Origin of the sequence: Stenotrophomonas lacuserhaii (assembly GCF_039674585.1) — a bacterium.
GTDB lineage: Bacteria > Pseudomonadota > Gammaproteobacteria > Xanthomonadales > Xanthomonadaceae > Stenotrophomonas > Stenotrophomonas pennii_A.
Genome location: NZ_JBDJNU010000057.1, coordinates 1 through 20,775 on the forward strand (window position 1 = coordinate 1; position 20,775 = coordinate 20,775).

At 65.7% G+C, this 20,775-nt stretch carries 16 protein-coding genes; 7 read left to right on the forward strand and 9 right to left on the reverse strand.

From position 1 onward, the window contains the following. Positions 1-231 precede the first annotated feature (231 nt). Entirely contained in the window at positions 232-2,208 is a 1,977-nt protein-coding gene (locus tag ABE522_RS16295) for an AsmA family protein (RefSeq protein WP_406846381.1), read from the forward strand. 38 nt (positions 2,209-2,246) lie between these two features. Here ABE522_RS16295 and ABE522_RS16300 read toward each other — a convergent pair whose 3' ends face one another. Genes ABE522_RS16300 through mtgA form a run of 3 tightly spaced genes read right to left on the reverse strand, consistent with a single transcriptional unit; the run spans position 2,247 to position 4,408 of the window. Continuing rightward, on the reverse strand, positions 2,247-2,678 hold the full coding sequence (locus tag ABE522_RS16300) for a CBS domain-containing protein (protein ID WP_346592596.1): 432 nt from the start codon (positions 2,676-2,678) through the stop codon (positions 2,247-2,249). Continuing rightward, entirely contained in the window at positions 2,638-3,657 is a 1,020-nt protein-coding gene (locus tag ABE522_RS16305; protein ID WP_346592608.1) for a glycosyltransferase family 2 protein, read from the reverse strand. The genes ABE522_RS16300 and ABE522_RS16305 overlap by 41 nt, the downstream gene beginning before the upstream one ends. 13 nt (positions 3,658-3,670) lie before the next feature. Then, entirely contained in the window at positions 3,671-4,408 is a 738-nt protein-coding gene (gene mtgA / locus ABE522_RS16310; RefSeq protein WP_346592597.1) for a monofunctional biosynthetic peptidoglycan transglycosylase, read from the reverse strand. An 82-nt stretch (positions 4,409-4,490) separates the two neighbouring features. Here mtgA and hslO point away from each other — a divergent pair, with 82 nt between their 5' ends. The 3 genes from hslO (at position 4,491) to ABE522_RS16325 (ending at position 9,466) form a co-directional block, all read left to right on the forward strand. After that, on the forward strand, positions 4,491-5,384 hold the full coding sequence (hslO, locus tag ABE522_RS16315) for an Hsp33 family molecular chaperone HslO (RefSeq protein WP_346592598.1): 894 nt from the start codon (positions 4,491-4,493) through the stop codon (positions 5,382-5,384). A 144-nt stretch (positions 5,385-5,528) separates the two neighbouring features. Continuing rightward, positions 5,529-6,377, forward strand: a complete 849-nt coding sequence (locus ABE522_RS16320) for an XOO1806 family protein (protein WP_042615260.1) — start codon at positions 5,529-5,531, stop codon at positions 6,375-6,377. Positions 6,378-6,616: 239 nt separating this feature from the next. Continuing rightward, a complete protein-coding gene (locus ABE522_RS16325; protein WP_346592599.1) occupies positions 6,617-9,466 on the forward strand; it encodes a TonB-dependent receptor domain-containing protein in 2,850 nt (949 codons plus the stop codon). 141 nt (positions 9,467-9,607) lie between these two features. On the opposite strand, the gene ABE522_RS16330 is transcribed toward ABE522_RS16325, so the two are convergent. Beyond that, positions 9,608-10,207, reverse strand: coding sequence for a TetR/AcrR family transcriptional regulator (locus ABE522_RS16330; protein ID WP_042615262.1), 600 nt, complete (start codon positions 10,205-10,207; stop codon positions 9,608-9,610). 139 nt (positions 10,208-10,346) lie between these two features. Here ABE522_RS16330 and ABE522_RS16335 point away from each other — a divergent pair, with 139 nt between their 5' ends. Together ABE522_RS16335 and ABE522_RS16340 are read left to right on the forward strand one after the other, a co-directional pair. Then, on the forward strand, positions 10,347-11,264 hold the full coding sequence (locus ABE522_RS16335; RefSeq protein ID WP_346592600.1) for an alpha/beta fold hydrolase: 918 nt from the start codon (positions 10,347-10,349) through the stop codon (positions 11,262-11,264). Further along, a complete protein-coding gene (locus ABE522_RS16340) occupies positions 11,261-13,741 on the forward strand; it encodes an acyl-CoA dehydrogenase (protein ID WP_346592601.1) in 2,481 nt (826 codons plus the stop codon). Before ABE522_RS16335 ends, ABE522_RS16340 begins: the two co-directional genes overlap by 4 nt. Before the next feature lie 78 nt (positions 13,742-13,819). On the opposite strand, the gene ABE522_RS16345 is transcribed toward ABE522_RS16340, so the two are convergent. Together ABE522_RS16345 and ABE522_RS16350 are read right to left on the reverse strand one after the other, a co-directional pair. Continuing rightward, entirely contained in the window at positions 13,820-14,188 is a 369-nt protein-coding gene (locus ABE522_RS16345; protein ID WP_346592602.1) for a DUF1304 domain-containing protein, read from the reverse strand. Positions 14,189-14,258: 70 nt separating this feature from the next. Continuing rightward, positions 14,259-15,599, reverse strand: a complete 1,341-nt coding sequence (locus tag ABE522_RS16350; RefSeq protein ID WP_406846382.1) for an NTP/NDP exchange transporter — start codon at positions 15,597-15,599, stop codon at positions 14,259-14,261. A 266-nt stretch (positions 15,600-15,865) separates the two neighbouring features. Between ABE522_RS16350 and ABE522_RS16355 the strand changes: the two genes are divergently transcribed. Beyond that, complete coding sequence (locus tag ABE522_RS16355) at positions 15,866-17,248, forward strand: serine hydrolase domain-containing protein (protein ID WP_346592603.1); 1,383 nt, start codon at positions 15,866-15,868, stop codon at positions 17,246-17,248. Between the two features lie 133 nt (positions 17,249-17,381). Here ABE522_RS16355 and ABE522_RS16360 read toward each other — a convergent pair whose 3' ends face one another. The 3 genes from ABE522_RS16360 to gcvT all read right to left on the reverse strand — a co-directional run bounded on the left by ABE522_RS16360 (position 17,382) and on the right by gcvT (position 20,356). Then, positions 17,382-17,942, reverse strand: coding sequence for a hypothetical protein (locus ABE522_RS16360; RefSeq protein WP_346592604.1), 561 nt, complete (start codon positions 17,940-17,942; stop codon positions 17,382-17,384). A gap of 811 nt (positions 17,943-18,753) precedes the next feature. After that, entirely contained in the window at positions 18,754-19,152 is a 399-nt protein-coding gene (gcvH, locus tag ABE522_RS16365; RefSeq protein ID WP_346592605.1) for a glycine cleavage system protein GcvH, read from the reverse strand. Positions 19,153-19,243: 91 nt separating this feature from the next. Next, positions 19,244-20,356, reverse strand: a complete 1,113-nt coding sequence (gene gcvT, locus ABE522_RS16370) for a glycine cleavage system aminomethyltransferase GcvT (RefSeq protein ID WP_346592606.1) — start codon at positions 20,354-20,356, stop codon at positions 19,244-19,246. Positions 20,357-20,775 lie beyond the last annotated feature (419 nt).

Below are 20,775 nucleotides of genomic sequence, written 5' to 3' on the forward strand. Positions count from 1 at the left end.
CGGGTGGGGCTGGGCGGGGGCGTTGAGCGCCATGGATGGCGCGAAACGAGGCCCGCATGGATGCAGTTTTTGCCGTCCCCCGACCAGCCCCACCCCCCCCGCCCCACCCCCGCTGCGGCTTCAAACACCAGCCACCCGCGAGGGGGTTCCACCCGTTCGACCACGCCCCCTGCACACCATCCAAATGCCTGCTTCGCACCGCGTGCACGATGAACGGGCAACCATGCCCGGGTGAATGACATTCCGCCCGCTGCCGCTGCACGCACCTCCCGCTGGCGCCCGCGCCGTCCGACCACCAAGCGCGGCCAGCGCTGGGTCGCCGTGCTGGTGTTCCTGCTCGCCGCCATCCTGCTGCTGATCGCGCTATGGGACTGGAACTGGTTCAAGGGGCCGGTCGAGCGTGCGGTGCAGGCCAGGACCGGACGTGCCCTGCACATCGGCAACCTTGACGTGGATCTGGGTCGGGTCACCACCATCCGCGCCGACTCGATCACCTTCGCCAACGCGCAATGGGCCAGGCAGCCGAAGATGGCCAGCGCGGATCGCGTGGAAATCGACGTGCGTTTCTGGCCGTTGCTGCGTGGCAGCGTGCAGCTGCCGGAGATTCGCCTGACCCGGCCCGACGCGTTGCTGCAGACCGCGCCCAAGGCCGATCAAGCCGGGAACTGGGACTTCATGGGCGAGAGCAGCGGCGGTGAACCGATGCAGTTGCGTCGGCTGCATATCGATGACGGGCGGCTGCAGTTCCTGGATGAGCGCGGCCGCACCGATATCCAGGTTGCCGTGCGCAGTGGCGAGCCGAAACGGGCGGACGCCGCGCCGCCGCTGCTGGTCAGTGGCAAGGGCGAGTGGCAGGGCAATGCATTCACGCTGAGGGGAAATACAGAGTCCCCGCTGGAGCTGACCCACAGCGGGCAGCCATTCCGCATCCACCTGGACGGCCGCGCCGGGGCCACGCATGCGGTGGCCAGCGGCACCCTGACCAACCCGTTCCAGTTGCAGACGTTCAAACTGCAGTTCCGGCTGAGTGGACAGGATATGGAAGACCTGTATCCCCTGCTGGGCATCGCCCTGCCCTCCACCCCGCCGTATCGCCTGGACGGGCAGCTCAGCCGGGACCACCAGGTCTGGCAATACCAGAAGTTCAACGGCACGGTCGGTGACAGCGACCTCGGCGGCGACGTGAAGGTTGAAGTCGGAGGCGAGCGCCCGCGCCTGACCGCCAATCTGGTGTCCAGACGGCTGGACTTCGACGATCTGGCCGGTTTCATCGGTGCACCGCCAAAGACGGACGGCGACGAAACCGCCAACGCCGAACAGAAAGCGGAAGCAGCGCGGCTGGCCGCCAGGCCGACGATCCTGCCAGACACGCCGTACAACCTTGGCAAGCTGCGCTCGATGGACGCCGACGTGCGGTTGCGGGCCCAGCGGATCAACGCGCCCAGCCTGCCGCTGGACGACATGGACGCCCATCTTTTCCTCGATGACGGCCTGCTGCGACTGGACCCCTTGAACTTCGGCGTGGCAGGCGGCGACATCCGCAGCACCGTCCGCATGGACGCGCGCCGCCCGCAGATCGCCACCACGCTGAAGGCGAGCGTGCGCCGCGTGCAGCTCGGCCAACTGTTCCCGGATGCGAAGCTGGCCGAACAGGCCTCTGGCGGCATCGGCGGGGAAATCGACCTGACCGGGAACGGCAACTCGATCGCCGCCATGCTGGGCAGCAGTGACGGCAATGTCGCCGTCGGCATGGGCAAGGGCCACGTCGGCAACCTGATCATGGAACTGGCCGGGCTGGATGTGGCGGAATCGCTGAAATTCCTGTTCACCGGCGACAGACAGATACCGCTGCGCTGCGCCTTCGCTGATTTCGGGGTCAAGGATGGGCTGATGGACAGCCGGGCGCTGGCGGTGGATACCACCGACACGCTGATCGTCGGCGAAGGCACGGTCAACCTGAAGAACGAGCAGATGGACCTGCTGCTCAGGCCGCGCCCGAAGGACATCAGCATCCTGGCGCTGCGCTCGCCGTTGCGCATCGACGGCACGTTCAAGGATCCCGGCTTCCGGCCGGACTTCAAGGCGCTTGGGCTGCGTGGCGCGATCGCGCTGGCACTGGGCAGCATCGCCCCGCCTGCCGCCTTGCTGGCCACCTTCGAACCCGGTCCAGGCGAGGACAGCAACTGCGGCGGCAAGTACGCCAAGTGAGGGGAGTGACGGCCACTGGCCGTCAACCCCATCAGGCCTCAGCCGGCGACGATGTACTGCTGGAGCTGTTCCAGTTCCCGCGCCTGTGCATCGATGACGGCCTTCACCAGGTCACCGATGGAGATCACCCCCAGCACCCCGCCGTTGTCCACCACAGGCAGATGGCGGATGCGATGGTCGGACACCAACTGCAGGCAGTGGGCAACCTGCGCGGTCGGCGCCACGGTGATCAGCTTGGAGGTCATGATGTCGGCTACGCGGGTATCGCGCGAGGAGCGATCCCGCAGCACGATCTTCCGCGCGTAATCGCGCTCGGAAAGGATGCCGGCCAGCACCGGCCCCTCCATCACCAGCACGGCGCCGATGCTTTTCTCCGCCATCAGCCGGATCGCGTCGATCACCGCCGCTTCCGGCCCGACCGCGTGCACTTCAGGAGACTTGCCGTCCAACAGTTGCCGAACCGTGGTCATCTGCCTGCCCTCCAAGGGTGAGTTGCAGCCCAGAGTCTGCCATGCCCGGAGGGATCCAGGTGTCAAGCAGGTACAGCGGCCGCTGCTTGGACTCTTCGTACAGCCGTCCCAGGTATTCACCGATCAGCCCCAGGGCGATCAGCTGCACGCCGCCCAGGAACAGGATCACCGCCATCATGGTCGGCCACCCGGCGACGCGATCACCGTACACCGCGGCCTTGAGCACCACCCCCATCGCAAACGCGAACGCACCGGCGGCGGTGAGCAGTCCCAGGTAGGTTGCCGCGCGCAGCGGCACGGTGGAGAAACTGGTGATTCCTTCCAGCGCGAAATTCCACAATCGCCACAGGCCGAATTTGCTCGTCCCGGCGACCCGCGCATGGCGCTGGTAGGGCACGGCGATGCGCTTGTAGCCAACCCAGCTGAACAGGCCCTTCATGAAGCGGTGGCGTTCGCGAAGCTCGCCCAGCGCCTTCAGCGCGCGCGGCGACAGCAGGCGGAAGTCGCCGGTGTCGGCGGGGATCGGGGTGGGCGACAGCCGGCCGATCACCCGGTAGAACATGTTTGCGGTGGCGCGCTTGCTCCAGCTTTCACCGGCACGGGCCACCCGCGTGCCATATACGTTGTCGTAGCCCTCGCGCCAGCGCGCGACGAACTGCGGGATCAGCTCCGGCGGATCCTGGCAGTCGGCGTCGAGGATCATCGCCGCGCCTTCGCGCACCTGGTCCAGTCCGGCGGTGAGCGCGGCTTCCTTGCCGAAGTTGCGCGACAGCCGCAGCGCCGACACCCGTGCATCCTGGCGTGCCAGCTGGCTGATCACCTGCCAGGTCGCATCACTGCTGCCGTCATCCACGTACAGCATGCGGCCGTCGATGTCGGGCAGGCCGGCGAACACCGCCGACACCCGCTCGTGCAGGTTCGGCAAGGCTTCTTCTTCGTTGTAGGCGGCGACGACGACGGTCAGTTGATCAGGCTGCATCGCATGAGTGTACTCAGTCATCCTGCAGATACCCGCCGCCGCCCAGCTGGCGTGCCTGGCGCTGGATCCAGTTCGCCCTGCGCTGCACGTAAGGGCCCGGCCGCGCCGCGTTGTAGCGACGCGGCGCCGGCAGCACCGCCGCCAGTCGCGCGCTCTCGGCAGGGGTCAAAGTCGACGCGTCCTTGTTCCAGAACTGCCGCGATGCCGCCTGCGCGCCATAGATGCCGTCGCCGAACTCGGCGATGTTGGCGTACACCTCCAGGATCCGCTGCTTCGGCCAGAAGGTTTCGATCAGCAGCGTGTACCAGACCTCCAGGCCCTTGCGCAGCCAGCTGCGGCCCTGCCACAGGAACAGATTCTTGGCGACCTGCTGGCTGATCGTGCTGGCACCGCGGACCCTGCCACCGCGCGCATTGTGGTCGCGCGCCTTCTCGATCGCCTGCAGGTCGAAGCCGTGGTGCAGCGGGAAGCGCTGGTCTTCGGCGGCCACCAGCGATATCGGCAGGCTGGGCGCCATCTGTGTCTGATCCCGCCAGTGGTAGTGCAGCCGGTAGTTCCAGTCGCCCTGCCCCAGCGCCTCGCCATAGCGCCAGACCATCACCGTGGAAAGCGGCGGGTCGACGAAACGCAGCACCAGCACCTGCAGCACGCTGAACGCGGCCAGCAGCACCGGCAGCCACAACAGGCGGCGCCAGCGCCAGCGCGGCGCCGCGGCATCCCGCACCTTGAGGTTTTCGTCCCCTGGCCCCATTGATCGCTCACTCTTCTTTCAAACCGTTGTCGGCACATTATCCGGCAAGCCCCCTCCCTTATATACGCGCGGCCCCGAATCCATGACCGACCACACCGACTCCCTGTTCCGCTTCCTGCTTCCCGATGCCGGCGTCCGGGGGGTACACGTGCGCCTGCAGGACACCTGGCAGGAGATCCTGTCGCGTGGTGACTACCCCACCGTGGCCGCTGGACTGCTGGGCGAGGCCACGGTCGCCGCGGCGCTGTTCACCGGCCACACCAAGGTCGATGGGCGGCTGTCGATCCAGCTGCGCAGCAGCAGTGCCCTGCGCACCCTGTTCGCCGAGTGCACTGCCGCCGGCACCCTGCGCGGCATCGCGCGGGTGGAAGACGGTGAGGACGCCCCACGCGAACTGACCGCCCTGGGCGATGACGCCGTGCTGGCCATCACCATCGAAAACCCCGGCCTGGACCCGCGCGAACCGCAGCGTTACCAGAGCCTGGTCGCGCTCACCGCACCGAGCCTGGATGAAGCCTTCGAGGACTATTTCCGCCAGTCCGAACAGTTGCCCACGCGGCTGCTGCTCGCCGCCGACGGCCAGGGCGCCGCCGGCCTGTTGCTGCAGAAACTGCCAGGCGAAGAAGGCGATGCCGACGGCTGGACCCGCGCCAGTGCCCTCTTCGAGACGCTGGGCAAGGCCGAGCTGCTGGCCACGCCGGCAGAAGATCTGGTGCGTCGGCTGTTCCACGAAGAACAGCCCGAAGCCATGGGGGGCAAGCCGCTGCGCTTCGCCTGCTCGTGTTCGCGTGAGCGGGTGGAGGCCATGCTGCAGTCGCTGGGCGAAGAAGAAGCCCGTGCAGCGGCGGAGGCGACGGGATCGGTCGATGTGAAATGCGAATTCTGCGGACGGGAGTATCACTTTCCGTTGACGGAATTCGGGATACTGTTCCACGGTGCCGGGGCGTCCGTGCCGGCCCCTGAGCGGCTTCAGTAACCGTTTCCGCCCGAGCATGCCGACCATCTTCGCGAGTTCGTGTTCTGGGGAGGACAACGACTTGTTAAAGAATCATAAACAGCCTAGTCTCGAGTTCCCGCTTGCGCGGGAACTTGCCCTGCATTCGACTGTCTGACTGGACCCATGCCGAACTTCCTGCGCCTGCCACTTGCCCTGCTGATCGCCCTCGGGACGGTCACGGGCGCACATGCGCAGGCCAAGGACACCCGCACGGTCATCCCGGTCTGGAACAAGGGCAGCGGCAAGGTCGAAGCCCTGCTGTACCTGGAGCCTACCGGCGAACAGATGGCCGGAGCGCGCTGGCATTTCGGGCGCAGTTCACTGGATGCGGCCTTCGGCCTGTCCTCCGGCGATTCGCTGGGACTGCTGTGCAACAGCAGCCGCGGCACCAGCATCAGCGGGCTTGCCAGTCATTGCATGCTGGCCAGCCTGGGCGATGACGAAGACACGCTGTCACGCCGATTCAGCGCAACCGCCGCGTTCAACCGCGCGGGTGGGCGCGTGGGGCTGACCGCCGGTGCTGGCCGCGACACGCTTCCGGCGTGGCTGGCAGGACCGAACAAGTCGCCCTCGCTGCGTGCTGAACAGAACGACCTCACCGTGTTCGGCCAGAAGAACATCGGCCGCGAAGGCTTCGTGTCCATCGGCGGTACCTATGCGAAAGCGCGCCTGGTGCCGTTGGCTGACGCGGCGCCATCGATCGTGGATCGCTGGGACAGCAAGAGCATCAGCATCGGCGCAGGCTATGGGAACTTCAGCGGCAACATCATCGGACGGGTCGTCGATGTGCCCGGCCAGCCCGGAAAATGGGAAGGCCTGGGGGTCGGCTTGACCTGGCGTACGCCGTGGTCCGGGCAGTTGACGGTCGGTGCGGAGAACGTCGTGAGCCGGGGCAAGAACCCGTTCTCACCACGCAATGAGAGCAACGACGACGGCACGGTTCCGTACGTACGTTACGAACAGGATCTGTAAGCGCCTGATCCAGTTCAAATATTTTCGATGACGCCCCGAATTCCGGGGCGTTTTCGTTTCCGCGCTGGCTGAACGGCTTTGCCGAATTTCACCAAAATCACGCGAATCATTAACAAAGCTTTAATTTTCGAAAAGACGGAAGTAGTATCGGGATCAGCCCAGCGATTTTTGGAAGCGCCATTCGCTTTCGTCGCGGGCCACACCACGTAGCTACCAAGTCCACTTGGAGAGAGAGCCCAATGAACCGCAACAGCAATAAACTGCGTGACGCCGTCGTCATCGCGCTGATCACCAGCGCTGCAGGCACCGGCGCCGCCGTCGCGCAGGAAACCTCCGGCACCACCAACCTGGACCGCATCTCGGTCACCGGTTCGCGCATCCGTCAGGTCGACGTCGAAACCGCCCAGCCGGTGCTGACGATTTCGCGCCAGGACATCCAGAACCAGGGCTTCAGCTCGGTCGCGGACATCCTGCAGAACATCTCCGCCGCGGGCAGCCCGTCGTTCAGCCGCGCTTCGCCGCTGACCTCCAACCAGGAGGCGGGCGGTTCGTACATCGACCTGCGCAACCTGGGTCCGCAGCGTACGCTGGTGCTGGTCAACGGCAAGCGTCTGGGCATTTCGCCGGACGGCTTCCAGGACGTGTCGACCATCCCGACCGTCATCGTCGAGCGCATCGACGTGCTGAAGGACGGCGCCTCGTCGATCTACGGTTCGGACGCGATGGCCGGCGTGATCAACATCATCACCCGCAAGAACTTCGACGGTGCTGAAGCCAACTTCTACACCGGCCAGTACAGCCAGGGCGACGGCCAGAAGGAAACCGCTGATTTCATGATCGGCTTCTCCGGCGATCGCGGCTCGGTCACCGTCGGTGCCGAATACCACAAGGAAGAGGAGGTCTGGGCCAAGGATCGTCCGTTCAGCATCGACACCTATCCGGGCATCGGTGACGGCGGCGCTTACTCGGTCGTTGGACAGTGGGGCAACTGGCGTACCGGCACCACCGGTCCGTGGCAGGCGCCGAACCGTGGCGGCACCGCACTGGGTCCGGGTCAGTTCCACAACCAGACCGCAGACGACCGCAGCCGCTCCACCGAGCAGATGCACCTGCTGACCCCGCTGGAACGTCGTTCGCTGTATGTCAACACCAACTACGACATCACCGACAACGTCCGTTTCACCAGCGACCTGTCCTACACCCGTCGTGAAGCCAACCGCCAGATCGCCGGCTACCCGCTGCAGTCGCAGGCCACGGGCGTTGAGGCGCCGATGTCCGCCGACAGCGTCTTCAACCCGACCGGCGGCGTGTCCGACGTCAACTGGCGCCGTCGTGGCTGGGAAGTGCCGCGTACCACCGATACCGACCTGACCACCTGGCGCTTCACCGCCTCGCTGGAAGGTGCGTTCGAGATTGGTGACCGCTACTTCAACTGGGATGCCGGTTACCTCTACAACGAAAACAACGTCAACATCACCAACAACGGCAACTTCTACACCCCCGCCGTTCGTGATGCCGTTGGTCCTTCGTTCGTCAATGGCCAGGGCCAGCTGGTGTGCGGCACGCCCGGCGTCGGTGGTCAGCCTGACAGCGTCATCGACGGCTGCGTGCCGTGGAACCCGTTTGCGGGCTTCGGCACCGGCGCGGTTGCCAATTCGCTGGATGACCCGAACGTTCGCAACTACCTCTACCGTGAGGAGCACGCGACCGGCAAGACCACCACGAACAACTACTTCGCCAACCTGTCGGGCACCATCGTCCCGCTGCCGGCCGGCGACCTGGGCTTCGCGCTGGGCTACGAATACCGCAAGGAAGACGGCAACTTCCGCCCGGATGCGATCGCCCAGTCGGGTGACTCGACCAACCTGGCATCGGGCCCGACCGAGGGTTCGTATGCAGTCGACGAGTTCTTCCTGGAACTGAACATCCCGATCCTGGCCGACCTGCCGTTCGCCAAGGAACTGACGCTGGACGTGGCGACCCGCTACTCCGACTTCAACACCTTCGGTGACACCACCAACAACAAATTCGGCCTGAAGTGGCGTCCGATCGACGACCTGCTGGTGCGTGCCACCTATGCCGAGGGCTTCCGCGCCCCGACCATCGGTGACCTGTACGGCGGCGCTTCGCAGACCTTCGTGACCGGCTTCGTGGATCCGTGCGACAGCGTCTACGGCAGCGTCGGCGGCAGCCCGCAGTGCTTGGCCGCCGTTGGTCCGGGCTACCGCCAGCTGCAGCAGGGCTTCATCCCGACCGTGGGCTCGGCTGCACAGAGCCCGGTGCCGTTCGTCTCCGGTTCCAACCCGCTGCTGACCCCGGAAAAGTCGGAGTCGAAGACGGTTGGTTTCGTCTACAGCCCGAGCTACGTTTCCGGCCTGACCGTCGGTGTTGACTGGTGGAGCATCCGCATCGACGACACGATCGTCTCGGACAGCGCCAACACCATCCTGCGCGATTGCTATGTCAACCAGGTTCTCTCGCGCTGCGACCTGTTCCAGCGTGATCCGGCGCTGGGCAACATCGTCGGCACGCTGACCTACGGCAACCGTAACGCTGGTTACACCGAAACCGAAGGTTTCGACATCGACATCGGCTACACCATGGAGACCAATTTCGGTCGCCTGACCGCCAAGTCGGCAACGACCTACGTGGGCAAGTACGAGTCGAAGACCACCAACGAAGCGACCACCGTTCCGAACCAGGCAAACGGCTACGGCAGCAACTTCCGTGTCCGCTCCAACTTCAACCTGGGTTGGTCGCTGAACGACTGGTCGGTGAACTACGGCCTGCGTTACTACTCCGGCACCAAGGAACCGTGCTACTTCGATGAGCGCTGCAGCCTGCCGAACTTCTCGGCACCGGAAACGCAGGGCAACATCGATCCGCAGAACGAAACCGGCGCAGTGACCTTCCACGACCTGCAGGTGACCTATGCAGCACCGTGGAACGCCAACATCTCCGTCGGCGCGAACAACGTGTTCAACAAGGTCGGTCCGGCCATGTTCGCTCAGCCGAACGCCAACTTCTCGTACTACGGCGGCTTCGACATCGGTCGTTTCGTGTACCTGAAGTACAACCAGAAGTTCTGATCGGCCCACTGATCAACAACGTCTGAAACAACGGCCCCGAAAGGGGCCGTTGCTTTATGGGCGCTCTGCCTGTCGCACAGTCGCAGCCACGAAAAAAGCCGCTTCGCAGCGGCTTTCTCCGTATACCGGCAGCACCCGGCCTCAGCCCGGGATCAGCGTCTCGATCACGTGCTCGACATAGGCCTCGAAGTCTTCGCGCGCCTGCTTGGGCTGCTGCAGCTGCAGCGACAACTGCAGGAAGCCGACATAGGCCGCATACGCCAGCCGCGCGCGGTGCCGGGCATCGGTCGAACTCAAGCCCGCCTGGCGGAACGAGGCGATCAGGTAATCCATGCGCCGCTGCGACACACGATCGATCACCGGCCGCACCATCGGATGATCCAGCGCCTTCAGCAGTTCGCTGTAGATGATGTGCGGCTGCACTTCGTGCGCCACCACCTGGAACAACTGGCGCAGGCGCACGCGCGGGTCCGGCACCTCTTCCAGGCTGCCGAACACCTGCTCCTGCTCGAACAGTTCCCAGCGCTCCAGCGCGGCCTGCAGCAGCGCGTCACGCGAGGGGAAATGCCAATAGAAGCTGCCCTTGGTCACGCCAAGTCGGCGCGCCAGTGGCTCCACCGCGACAGCGCTGACACCTTGTTCAGCAATCAGGTCGAGGGCGGCCTGGGCCCAGTCTTCGGCGCTCAGGCGGCTGTTGCGGCCGGCGCGCGGTTCGCCGGCGGGAGTTTCGGATTCGCTCATCTGCTGATTTAACCATACGCCGGGGTTCGTTGCAGTATGCCTATGTATATAAAGGAGGTACGGCGCCGCGCGCGGGTCGCTGCAACGCACCATACGTGACAGTATTGACATCGTACCGAAGCGCTCCATACTAGCTGGTATGGTCACACCTCCTTCCCTCGCCCCGTTGCCCTCCCTGCGCCTGGATGCGGCGCATGGCGCGGTGCTGGCGGCCACCGCCGACAGCGCCGGACGCCGCGGCCCGATCCTGTTCGCACACGGCTTCGGCCAGACCCGGCATGCCTGGAACGCTTCGGCCCGCGCCCTGGCCAGCCATGGCTTCCAGACCCTTGCCTACGACGCGCGCGGCCATGGCGATTCCGACTGGAATCCAGCTGACCTGCCCTACCACGGCGATCAGTTCGCCGATGACCTGATCGTGCTCGCCGGCGAGCAGTCGCGCCCGCCGGTGCTGGTTGCCGCGTCGATGGGCGGCCTGTTCGGACTGCTGGCGGAATCGCGCTGGCCCGGCCTGTTTTCTGCCATGGTGCTGGTGGACATCACCCCGCGCTGGGACACCGCCGGGGTCGAGCGCATCCTCAGCTTCATGACCGCCCACCCGCAGGGCTTCGCGTCACTGGCCGAGGCCGCCGACGTGATCGCGGCCTACCTGCCGCATCGTCCGCGCAAGTCCGAAGATTCCCTGCGTGCGCTGCTGCGCGAAGACGGCCATGGGCGCTGGCGCTGGCACTGGGATCCGCGGCTGGTGGCCGAGCTGGCGCGCGACAGCGAACAGCACCAGGACGCCCTGGCCGATGCCGCACGCAAGGTGAAGTGCCCCCTGCTGCTGGTCAGTGGCGGGCGCAGCGAGCTGGTCAATGCAGGCACCATCGCCGATTTCCTCGCGCTGGCCCCGCATGCCCGCCATGTACAGCTGCCGCAGGCCACGCACATGCTGGCCGGCGATGACAACGACGCCTTTACCGCTACTGTGTTGAACTATCTGGACGTGTTGCCCCCGGCCTTGGCCGCAACATCGTCCGCCGAACCCGAGCACGTCACCGGAGTACGCTCATGAGCATCGTTCTTCCCTTCCTTGCCCTGTTGCTGGCAAGTGCATTCGCGGCCTATCACCGCATGCGCCTGATCACCTGGACGATCATCAGCGTGGCCGTTTTGGCCGTGTGCTGGTTCGTGCCCTACATCAACCAGACCGCCACCCTCGTCGCGGCCGCCATCGTGGCGGTGATCGCCGTCCCGCTGCTGCTGCCCTTCATCCGCAAGCCGCTGCTGACCGCGCCGATGATGAAGGTGTTCCGCAAGGTGCTGCCGCCGCTGTCGCAGACCGAGCGGATCGCCCTGGAGACCGGTTCGGTCGGTTTCGAAGGCGAGCTGTTCACCGGTGACCCGGACTGGAACATCCTGCTGAACTATCCCAAGCCGCAGCTCACCGCCGAAGAACAGGCCTTCATGGATGGCCCGGTGGAAGAGCTCTGCAAGATGGTCAACGACTGGGAAATCACCCACGTCCACGCCGACCTGCCACCGGAAATGTGGGCCTTCATCAAGAAGAACCGCTTCTTCGGCATGATCATTCCGAAGCAATACGGCGGCCTGGGCTTCAGCGCGCTGGCCCACCACAAGGTGATCCAGAAGCTGGCGTCGGTGTCGTCGGTGGTCAGTTCCACCGTCGGCGTACCCAACTCGCTGGGCCCGGGCGAGCTGCTCAACCATTACGGCACCCAGGAGCAGAAGGACCAGTACCTGCCGCGCCTGGCCGACGGCCGCGAAGTACCCTGCTTCGGCCTGACCGGTCCGTTCGCCGGCTCCGATGCCACTTCCATTCCCGATTACGGCATCGTCTGCCACGGCGAGTGGAACGGCGAGCGCGTGCTCGGCGTCAGGCTGACCTTCGACAAGCGCTACATCACCCTGGCCCCGGTGGCCACGCTGATCGGCCTGGCGTTCCGCATGTACGATCCGGACCAGCTGATCGGTGAAACGCGCGATATCGGCATCACCTTGGGCCTGCTGCCGCGCGAAACCGCCGGCGTGGAAGTCGGTCGTCGCCACTTCCCGCTGAACTCGCCGTTCCAGAACGGCCCGATCAAAGGCAAGGACGTGTTCATCCCGCTGACCCAGCTGATCGGCGGTGCCGCGATGGCCGGCAAGGGCTGGAACATGCTCAATGAGTGCCTGGCCGTGGGCCGCTCGATCACCCTGCCCTCCACCGGCAGCGGCGGTGCCAAGGCCGGCGCGGTCATCACCGGTGCCTACGCGCGCATCCGCAAGCAGTTCGGCCTGTCGGTCGGTCGCTTCGAAGGCGTGGAAGAGGCGCTGGCCCGCATTGGCGGCAAGGCCTACAAGATCAGCGCGCTGGCCCAGGCCACCGCTGCAGCGGTGGATCGTGGCGACGTGCCGTCGGTACCGTCGGCGATCGCCAAGTACCACTGCACCAGCATGAGCCGTGAAGTGATCTCGGACATGATGGATGTGATCGGCGGCAAGGGCATCATCCTGGGGCCGCGCAACTTCGCCGGCCGCAGCTGGCAGGCCGCGCCGATCGCGATCACCGTGGAAGGCGCGAACATCATGACGCGCAGCCTGCTGATCTTCGGCCAGGGCGCCATCCTCTGCCATCCGTGGGTGATGAAGGAGATGAAGGCCGCGCAGGATCCGGACCGCAAGGCCGGCCTGCAGGAGTTCGACCGCAGCCTGTTCGGGCATATCCGCTACGGCATTTCCAACGCCGTGCGTTCGTTCTGGTTCGGCCTGACCGGTGCCCGCTTCGGCGCGGCCCCCGGCGATGCCTACACCCGCCGCTACTTCCGCAAGCTGGACCGCTATTCGGCCAACCTCGCGCTGATGGCCGACATCTCGATGATGACCCTCGGCGGCAAGCTGAAGTTCAAGGAGTCGCTGTCCGGCCGCCTGGGCGACGTGCTGAGCCATGTGTACATGACCAGCGCGATGCTCAAGCGCTACCACGACGAAGGCGCACCGGTGGCCGACCAGCCGCTGCTGGCCTGGGCCTTCCATGACAGCGTGCACAAGATCGAAGAATCGCTGTCGGCGGCGCTGCGCAACTTCCCGATCCGTCCGATCGGCTGGCTGATGTGGCTGCTGATCTTCCCGCTGGGCCGTCGTGCCGAAGCCCCGGGTGACCGCCTGAGCCGTCGCGTCGCCGCCCTGCTGATGGCCCCCAATGAAGCCCGCGACCGCCTGGCCGATGGCGTGTTCATGACCCCGTGCGAGAACAACCCGGGCGGGCGCATCAACAGCTACCTGGCCAAGGCCATCATGGCCGAGCCGGTGGAGCGCAAGTTCCTCAAGGCGCTGAAGAGCAAGGGCATCGAGGCGCTGGACTACAACAAGCAGCTGGACGAAGCAGTGGCCGAAGGCGTGCTGACCCAGGACGAACGCAGCCTGCTGGAAGAGCTGCGTGCGATCACCCTGGAAGCGATCACCGTGGATGATTTCGATACCCACGAACTGCGCTCGGCCGGTTACTACGACCTGCCGCGCAAGGAGACCGGTTCGCAACAGGCGGCCTGACCGCCTCGCCACCGATCCGGGATCCCGACGGGGTCGGATTCCTTTTCCGCAGGAAAAGGGCTCTGGCCCCTTCTTGTTTCAGTGCAGGTTGCGGCCGGCCAGCCAGATCGCTCCCAACGCCAGCAGGGCGGGCACCGCCTGGATGTAGAAGATCCGCCGGTTCACCGTCCATGCGCCGTAACAGCCGGCCACCACCACGCAGACCAGGCTGAAAATGGTGATCTCGAAGTAGCGGACCAGCCCGACCAGGATGCCGGCGGCCAGGAAGCCGTTGTAGAGCCCCTGGTTGGCCGCCAGCACGCGCGTGGCCTGTGCCTTCTCCAGCGTATTGCGGAAGGTCTTCAGGCCCAGCGGGCGCGTCCACAGGAACATTTCCAGCACCAGGAAGTAGACGTGCAGCGCAGCGACCAGCAGCGTCAGAGACAACGCGATCCAGATCCAGTACATGGGCAATCCTCGAGTAAGTGCGCAGAGCTTACTTGAGGATCGGCAGCCGGCGGGCGCATGCGCGGGCCCGCTAGCGGTCGCGCGGCAGTTTCTTCTCCTGGCGCAGCACGCCGAAGGCCGCCAGGGTCATCAGCGATGCCACCACGATGCCGCCGGCGTACACGATGTTCGACCCCAGCAGCGACAGGCCCTTGTGCACCCAGGTGAAGCCCAGGTCCGCGCCGCGGTAGACCACGGTGTCGATGGCCGCGCCGGCCTTGTAGCGCCACTGGCGGTCCACACGGGTGTAGATCGTCTCGCGCGCCGGCTTGAACAGCGAGAATTCGCTGGCGCGGGTCACTACCTGCACCACCGCCACCAGCAGCGGCAGCGGCGAGGCCGCCAGCACCGAGAAGCCGACGATGATCGCCAGCGCCGGGATCAACAGCGCCGGTGCTACCCCATGCCGCGACAGCAGCCAGCGCGTGAGCGTCAACTGCACCAGCAGGGTCAACGTGTTCACCGCCAGGTCCAGGTGCGAATAGAAGGCGGTGCGCGCTTCCGGATCCGGATAGGCCACGCGTACGATCGACACCTGCTGGTTGTACAACATGGTGCCCACGCCCACCCCGAACACCACCAGCAGCGCCAGCCAGCGCAGCAGCGGTTCGCGCACGATCAGCTTCAGGCCATCCAGCACGCTGCCCCCCATCGGCTGCTCACCGGACACCAGCTGCTGCTCACGCTCGCGCAGGATCGCCCAGTGCCGCAGCCGCCAGATGCACAGCAGGCAGATGCTGAGGAAACCGGCCGAGACCAGCATCAGGCTGGCGATGCCCACACGCTGCACCAGGGCCCCGGTGATGACCGGCCCCAGGAAGGCGCCCAGCGTACCGGCCGCGCCGATGTAGCCGTAGTACGCCCGCGCCTGTGCGTTGGAGAACACATCGGCCATGAAGCTCCAGAACACCGCCACGGCGAACAGGTTGAACACCGTCACCCAGAAGAAGAACGCCATGCCCCGGCCCGGCACGTTGCTGTCGAACATCACATGGAAGCCGAGCAGGGTGACGATGAAGAAGCCATACACGACCGGCATGAAGACGCGCCGTGGCTGCCGGCTCACCAGCCAGCCGTACACCGGCTGCAGCACCAGCATGATCAGGAACACGCAGGTAAACAGGAACTGCAGGACGAACTCCTGCAATGCGATCCCGTGGCTGCTGAACCAGGCGATCAGCGCCGGCGGGAACACCTCCTGCAGGTCCGACGAGGAGGCCATCGCCTCGCGCACCGGGCGCAGTACGTAATACCCGCTGAGCAGGCAGAAGAAGTACAGGAACGACCACCCCAGCGCGGGCGTATCCCGCAGGGCCTGCAGCAGCCCCCGCAGCGGGCCGCGTTGCAGTGGCGGATCGAGCGGCGCGCTCACGCGTGGCCCGGCACGCATACGGGGCGGCAGGAGGAAGGCATGGGCGGCTCCGGGCGGCGAGGAAGCGCGTACGGTATCCAATGCACTGCAACATCGCCAGCGCGCGCGCACCGCAGGCCTGCGCATGGGGGCGCCCGACCGGCGGCTTTTCCGGCAACAAAATCCGTGTATTTTCAGCAAGATGCGCATTCATCTTCGCTTTGTTTGTGCAACGACGAAAAGCGGGGCTAGAATCGGTCACAGCAGTCGCGCTCGGGTCCCGATCAATGAACAAGAACAGCAGGCGCCGTCCGTTCCGCACGGCGGCCACCGGAATGCTGGGCATGCTGATGCCCGTCGCCCTTTCCACCACGGCGCAGACGTCCGCGCTGCCGCCGATGCCCACCAACATCGAAACCGCCGTTGCGGCGCCGGCACATACGCATCCGGCGGCCTACCGCACCGGCCTGGCCGCCCATCCGCAGGCACCGGCGGCCGGCTTCAACGTGGCCAACATCGAATCGATGGCGCAGCAGCTCACCTATGGCGAGCGCGTGCCGGGCATGGCGGTGGCCATCGTGCAGGGCGGTCGCATCCTCAGCGCGCGCGGCTATGGCGTCACCGACGTCAACAATCCGCTGCCGGTCGATTCGCATACCGTGTTCCGCCTGGCCTCGCTGTCCAAGGCCTTCGCCGGCACCATGGCCGGGCTGCTGGTCAACGATGGCACGCTGCGCTGGGACAGCAAGGTCACTGATTACGTGCCGGGCTTCCAGCTGGCCACGCCGGAGGCCACCGAGCGGCTGACCGTTGCCGACCTGCTGAGCCACCGCGTCGGCCTGCCCTACAACGCCTACGACCGCGACGTCGAAGCCAACGCCGAGTACTACACGCTGACCCAGAAGCTCGGCTCCACCTCGCTGAAGTGCCTGCCCGGCGACTGCTATGCGTACCAGAACGTGGCCTACAGCCTGATCGGCGACGTGGTCTACGCCGCATCGGGCAGCTTCTACGAACAGGCCGTCGAACGGCGCCTGTTCAAGCCGCTGGGCATGGACGACGCCAGCCTCGGCCTTGCCGGCATCCAGGCCAGCTCGCGCTGGGCGCGACCGCACGTGCGCAGCCGCAATGGCTGGGTTTCGCTGAGCCCGAAGCCGACCTATTACCGGCTCGCGCCTGCGGCGGGCGTCAATGCCAGCGCCAACGACATGGCGCAGTGGCTGCTGGCCCAGACCGGCCACCGCCCGGACGTGCTGCCCGCCCCGCTGCTGGCCACGCTGCACGCTTCGCTGGTCAACACCCCGGGCGAAATGCGTTCGGGCTGGCGCCGCGAGCGCCTGCGTTCGGCCGGCTATGCCCTGGGCTGGCGCAACTTCGATTACGCCGGCCATGAAGTGGTGTTCCATGCCGGTGCGGTGCAGGGCTACCGCGGCCTGGTGGCGCTGATTCCCGAACGCGACATGGGCATCGCCATCATGTGGAACGGCGAAAGCAGCCTGCCCAGCGGCCTGCTGCCGACCGTGCTGGATTCCGCCCTGGGCCTGCCGACCCAGCGCTGGCTGGACGTGGATACCGACTTCGGCAGCGACAGCCTGATGGCCGAAGGCGCGCCTTCGCAGGACAAGCGCAAGGGCGCCTCGTCCAACCGCGCAAGCGCCTCACCGCGTTAAGCCGCAGCAAAAAAAGGGGACGGGGGGAATTAATTCGAATTAATTCCCCCCGTCCCCTTTTTCGTGGATAAAAAAACCCCCTCTCCGCTGGGCTGTCGGAGAGGGGGCTTCAGGTACGGCTATCGGGACGTGCTTAGATCAGCGGCGCCGGGGTTGCCGGGAGGGCCACCGGAGCGGCCTTCTTGCGGCGTGCCGGGCTCTTGCGGGCGGCCTTCTTTGCGGCCGGCTTCTTCGCAGCTGCCTTTTTCGCGGTCTTCTTCACGGCTTTCTTTGCGGTCGCCTTCTTGGCGACTTTCTTGGCCGGCTTCTTTACCGCCTTCTTGGCGGTCGCCTTCTTGGCAGTGGCCTTCTTGGCTACCTTCTTGGCGGCCTTCTTCACTGCCTTCTTCGCCGTAGCCTTCTTGGCGACCTTCTTGGCGGGCTTGCGCGCGACCTTCTTGGCTGCCTTCTTGGCCGTCGCCTTCTTGGCGACCTTCTTGACGGCCTTCTTCGCGGTCTTCTTCACTGCCTTCTTGGCCGTTGCCTTCTTGGCGACCTTGCGCGCGGTGGTCTTCTTGGCCGCCGCCTTCTTCACTGCCTTCTTGGCGGTCGCCTTCTTCGCGACCTTCTTGGCAGTGGCTTTCTTGGCGGTGGCTTTCTTGGCTACTTTCTTCGTCGCCTTCTTGGCGGCGGGCTTCTTCTTCGCAGTTGCCATGGGATGGCTCCTCGTCAGTGATGGAGTGTTGAAACGCCCAGGTAAATCGAACCCGCTGAAGCTGCTCGCGGGGCCCGCCGACGCGTCTTCCGCGTCGTGACGGTTGCTGCGATGCGCGCTTCGATCGGCGAGGCTGGCATCGCGGCAGAACGTAGCGTGCAATTGCCAGGGGGAAGCTGGGCCGACTGCGCCGCGCGTCGCGGTGCAGTGGGTGTCCGGGTTGTGCTTCGCGCCTGGCGTTTGATCGGTTGCACTCGGTTTTGCAGTAAAGGTCTGCTGGGCGAAACCTAATCACGCTTTTTTGGGCTGTCAACAACCCCCCACGAAAAAATTCACGCCACGGGTGTTCCGCGATGGGTGCTGGCGGTGCGGGCGGCGCTGTTGCCGATCACCGCTGCAGGCATGCACCGACCGGCGCAGCGCGCACGCGCGCACCGACACGACGAACGAAAGCACTTTAAACAAGCCTTATTCTGAAACAGCCGCAGGACACGCGGAATGATGCGGTGCTGCCGCACGCAGCATGGCGGTGGTCGTCCCACCTTCCTCAACGCTTCGCAAACGGTCGCTTTTTTTTTTCACACGCCGCGCGTCGAACTTTGCGACGCAAATGCGATTTTGCGCAAAACTTTTCGTCCCCTGTGCGCCAACCGCCAACCCTCGAACCGGCTGGCAACCCCGTCGACAACCGCAATGCTCATGCCCGAAGCCAACCTCCGCTGCGCGCTTCGCGCATGAGCGACGTGCCCGGATGCGGACAAAAAAAAGGACCGCCAGCGGCGGTCCTTTGGTCTGCCAGGGCGACGACGGATCAGTGGTCGTCGTCTTCCAGCGCTTCGGCGTAGTCGTCCGGACCCAGCAGGTCCTCCAGCTCGGCCGCCAGGTCGCTCGGCTGCACGACATACAGCCAACCTTCGCCGTACGCATCTTCGTTGATCGTTTCCGGCTTGTCCGTCAGGGCCGAATTGACCTTGATGATGGTGCCGGTGACCGGGCTGTAGACGTCCGATGCGGCCTTGACCGACTCGACGACCGCGATGGTTTCGCCGGCCTTGGCTTCACCGTCCACCTCGGGCAGCTCGACATAGACCAGATCGCCGAGCAGGCCCTGGGCATGGTCGGAAATACCTACGGTGACGCTGCCGTCGGATTCGACGCGCGCCCATTCGTGGGACTTGAGGAACTTGAGGTCGCCGGGGATCTCGCTCATGGCACTGCTCCAGGAATACGGGTGTGGAAAAAACGCGGGTAGTGTAACCAACCGGCCGGGCCTGCTGGCAGGCCCGACCGACAAAACAGGATCAGGCGACCGGCAGCACGCCGTCCTGCGCCTGGCCTTCGCGCACGAACGGGAACTTGACCACGCGCACCGGCACGGCACGGCCGCGGATATCCACGCTCACCTCGCCCAGCTCGCCGGCCGGCACGCGGGCGAACGCGATGCCCTTGGCCAGCGTCGGCGAGAACGTACCCGACAGGATTTCGCCCTGGCCAGCGGCGGTGAGCACAGCCTGGCCATGCCGCAGCACGCCCTTCTCATCCATAACCAGGCCGATCATCTGGCGCGCATTGCCGGCGGCCTTCTGCGCTTCCAGCACGTCGCGGCCGATGAAGTCGCGGCCCTCGTCGAGCGACACCGTCCAGGCCAGCGCGGCTTCGTAGGGGGTGATGTCCTCGTCCATGTCCTGGCCGTAGAGATTCATGCCGGCTTCCAAGCGCAGCGTGTCGCGCGCGCCGAGGCCGGCCGGCTTGACGCCCGCCTGCAGCAGCTTGTCCCAGAAGGCCACCACGGCGTCCTGCGGCAGCAGGATTTCGAAACCGTCTTCGCCGGTGTAGCCGGTGCGCGCCACGAACAGGGCGACACCGTCGGCCGAGGTCACATCGGTGGCGGCGAAGCGTGCCAGCTTGGCCAGGGTGGCGGCGCCAGCGGCGTCGACCAGACCGATCACCGCATCGCGCGCCTGCGGGCCCTGCACGGCCAGGATGGCCAGGTCGGGACGCTGCTGCACCGACACGCCGAACGGCAGCGCCTGCTCGGTCAGCCAGGCCAGGTCTTTTTCGCGGGTGGAGGCATTGACCACCATGCGGAAGAAATCATCGGCCAGGTAGTAGACGATCAGGTCATCGATCACCCCGCCACGCTCATTGAGCATGCACGAGTACAGGGCCTTGCCAGTCGCCTTCAGCTTGTCCACCGAATTGGCCAGCAGCCGACGCAGGAACGGCTTGACCTGCTCGCCGCGCAGGTCGACCACGGTCATGTGGCTGACGTCGAAGACGCCGGCCTCACGACGCACCAGATGGTGTTCATCCAGCTGCGAGCCGTAGTGGATGGGCATGTCCCAGCCCCCGAAATCGACCATCTTGGCGCCGAGGGCGCGGTGGGAATCGTTGAGCAGCGTCTTCTGGGTCATGACCGGTCCGGCAACAGGGAAACAAGGTCGCCATTATCCCAGATAGAGCGCTGCGCGGGTCCACGTCATCGCATTCGCGCTGCCGCTGCCAGGCTTTGCTGCGCAAACCGCGGGCCCCGCCTCACCAGCACCCACACCCCGCCGCTTCGCGACCGCCCCTGACCCAGGGGCTCCCTCCACCTGACACGCCACGGGTGCTTTGTAGCGCCGACCCATGGTCGGCGGAATGTTTCCGCCAACGGACCGCTGCGCTCGCCGACCATGGGTCGGCGCTACCGCTTTTCCTCTTCTTTTTTACGCGGGTGGCGGCCACCGGAACCTGTCAGGAGGGTCGGGGGGGGGGTATGGGCGGGGGCGGTGGACGCCATGGATTTCGCGAAAACACGGCCCCCAAGAAACACTTTTTTAAGGCCCCCCCC

Bases quoted from the DNA above. Each gene is read 5' to 3' on its own strand.
- gcvH (WP_346592605.1), bottom strand. From the start codon at position 19,152: ATGAGCGAGATCCCCGGCGACCTCAAGTTCCTCAAGTCCCACGAATGG.
- ABE522_RS16335 (WP_346592600.1), top strand. From the start codon at position 10,347: ATGGTCACACCTCCTTCCCTCGCCCCGTTGCCCTCCCTGCGCCTGGAT.
- hslO (WP_346592598.1), top strand. From the start codon at position 4,491: ATGACCGACCACACCGACTCCCTGTTCCGCTTCCTGCTTCCCGATGCC.
- ABE522_RS16300 (WP_346592596.1), bottom strand. From the start codon at position 2,678: ATGACCACGGTTCGGCAACTGTTGGACGGCAAGTCTCCTGAAGTGCAC.
- ABE522_RS16340 (WP_346592601.1), top strand. From the start codon at position 11,261: ATGAGCATCGTTCTTCCCTTCCTTGCCCTGTTGCTGGCAAGTGCATTC.
- gcvT (WP_346592606.1), bottom strand. From the start codon at position 20,356: ATGACCCAGAAGACGCTGCTCAACGATTCCCACCGCGCCCTCGGCGCC.
- ABE522_RS16355 (WP_346592603.1), top strand. From the start codon at position 15,866: ATGAACAAGAACAGCAGGCGCCGTCCGTTCCGCACGGCGGCCACCGGA.
- ABE522_RS16330 (WP_042615262.1), bottom strand. From the start codon at position 10,207: ATGAGCGAATCCGAAACTCCCGCCGGCGAACCGCGCGCCGGCCGCAAC.
- ABE522_RS16325 (WP_346592599.1), top strand. From the start codon at position 6,617: ATGAACCGCAACAGCAATAAACTGCGTGACGCCGTCGTCATCGCGCTG.
- ABE522_RS16360 (WP_346592604.1), bottom strand. From the start codon at position 17,942: ATGGCAACTGCGAAGAAGAAGCCCGCCGCCAAGAAGGCGACGAAGAAA.
- ABE522_RS16345 (WP_346592602.1), bottom strand. From the start codon at position 14,188: ATGTACTGGATCTGGATCGCGTTGTCTCTGACGCTGCTGGTCGCTGCG.
- ABE522_RS16305 (WP_346592608.1), bottom strand. From the start codon at position 3,657: ATGCAGCCTGATCAACTGACCGTCGTCGTCGCCGCCTACAACGAAGAA.
- ABE522_RS16320 (WP_042615260.1), top strand. From the start codon at position 5,529: ATGCCGAACTTCCTGCGCCTGCCACTTGCCCTGCTGATCGCCCTCGGG.
- mtgA (WP_346592597.1), bottom strand. From the start codon at position 4,408: ATGGGGCCAGGGGACGAAAACCTCAAGGTGCGGGATGCCGCGGCGCCG.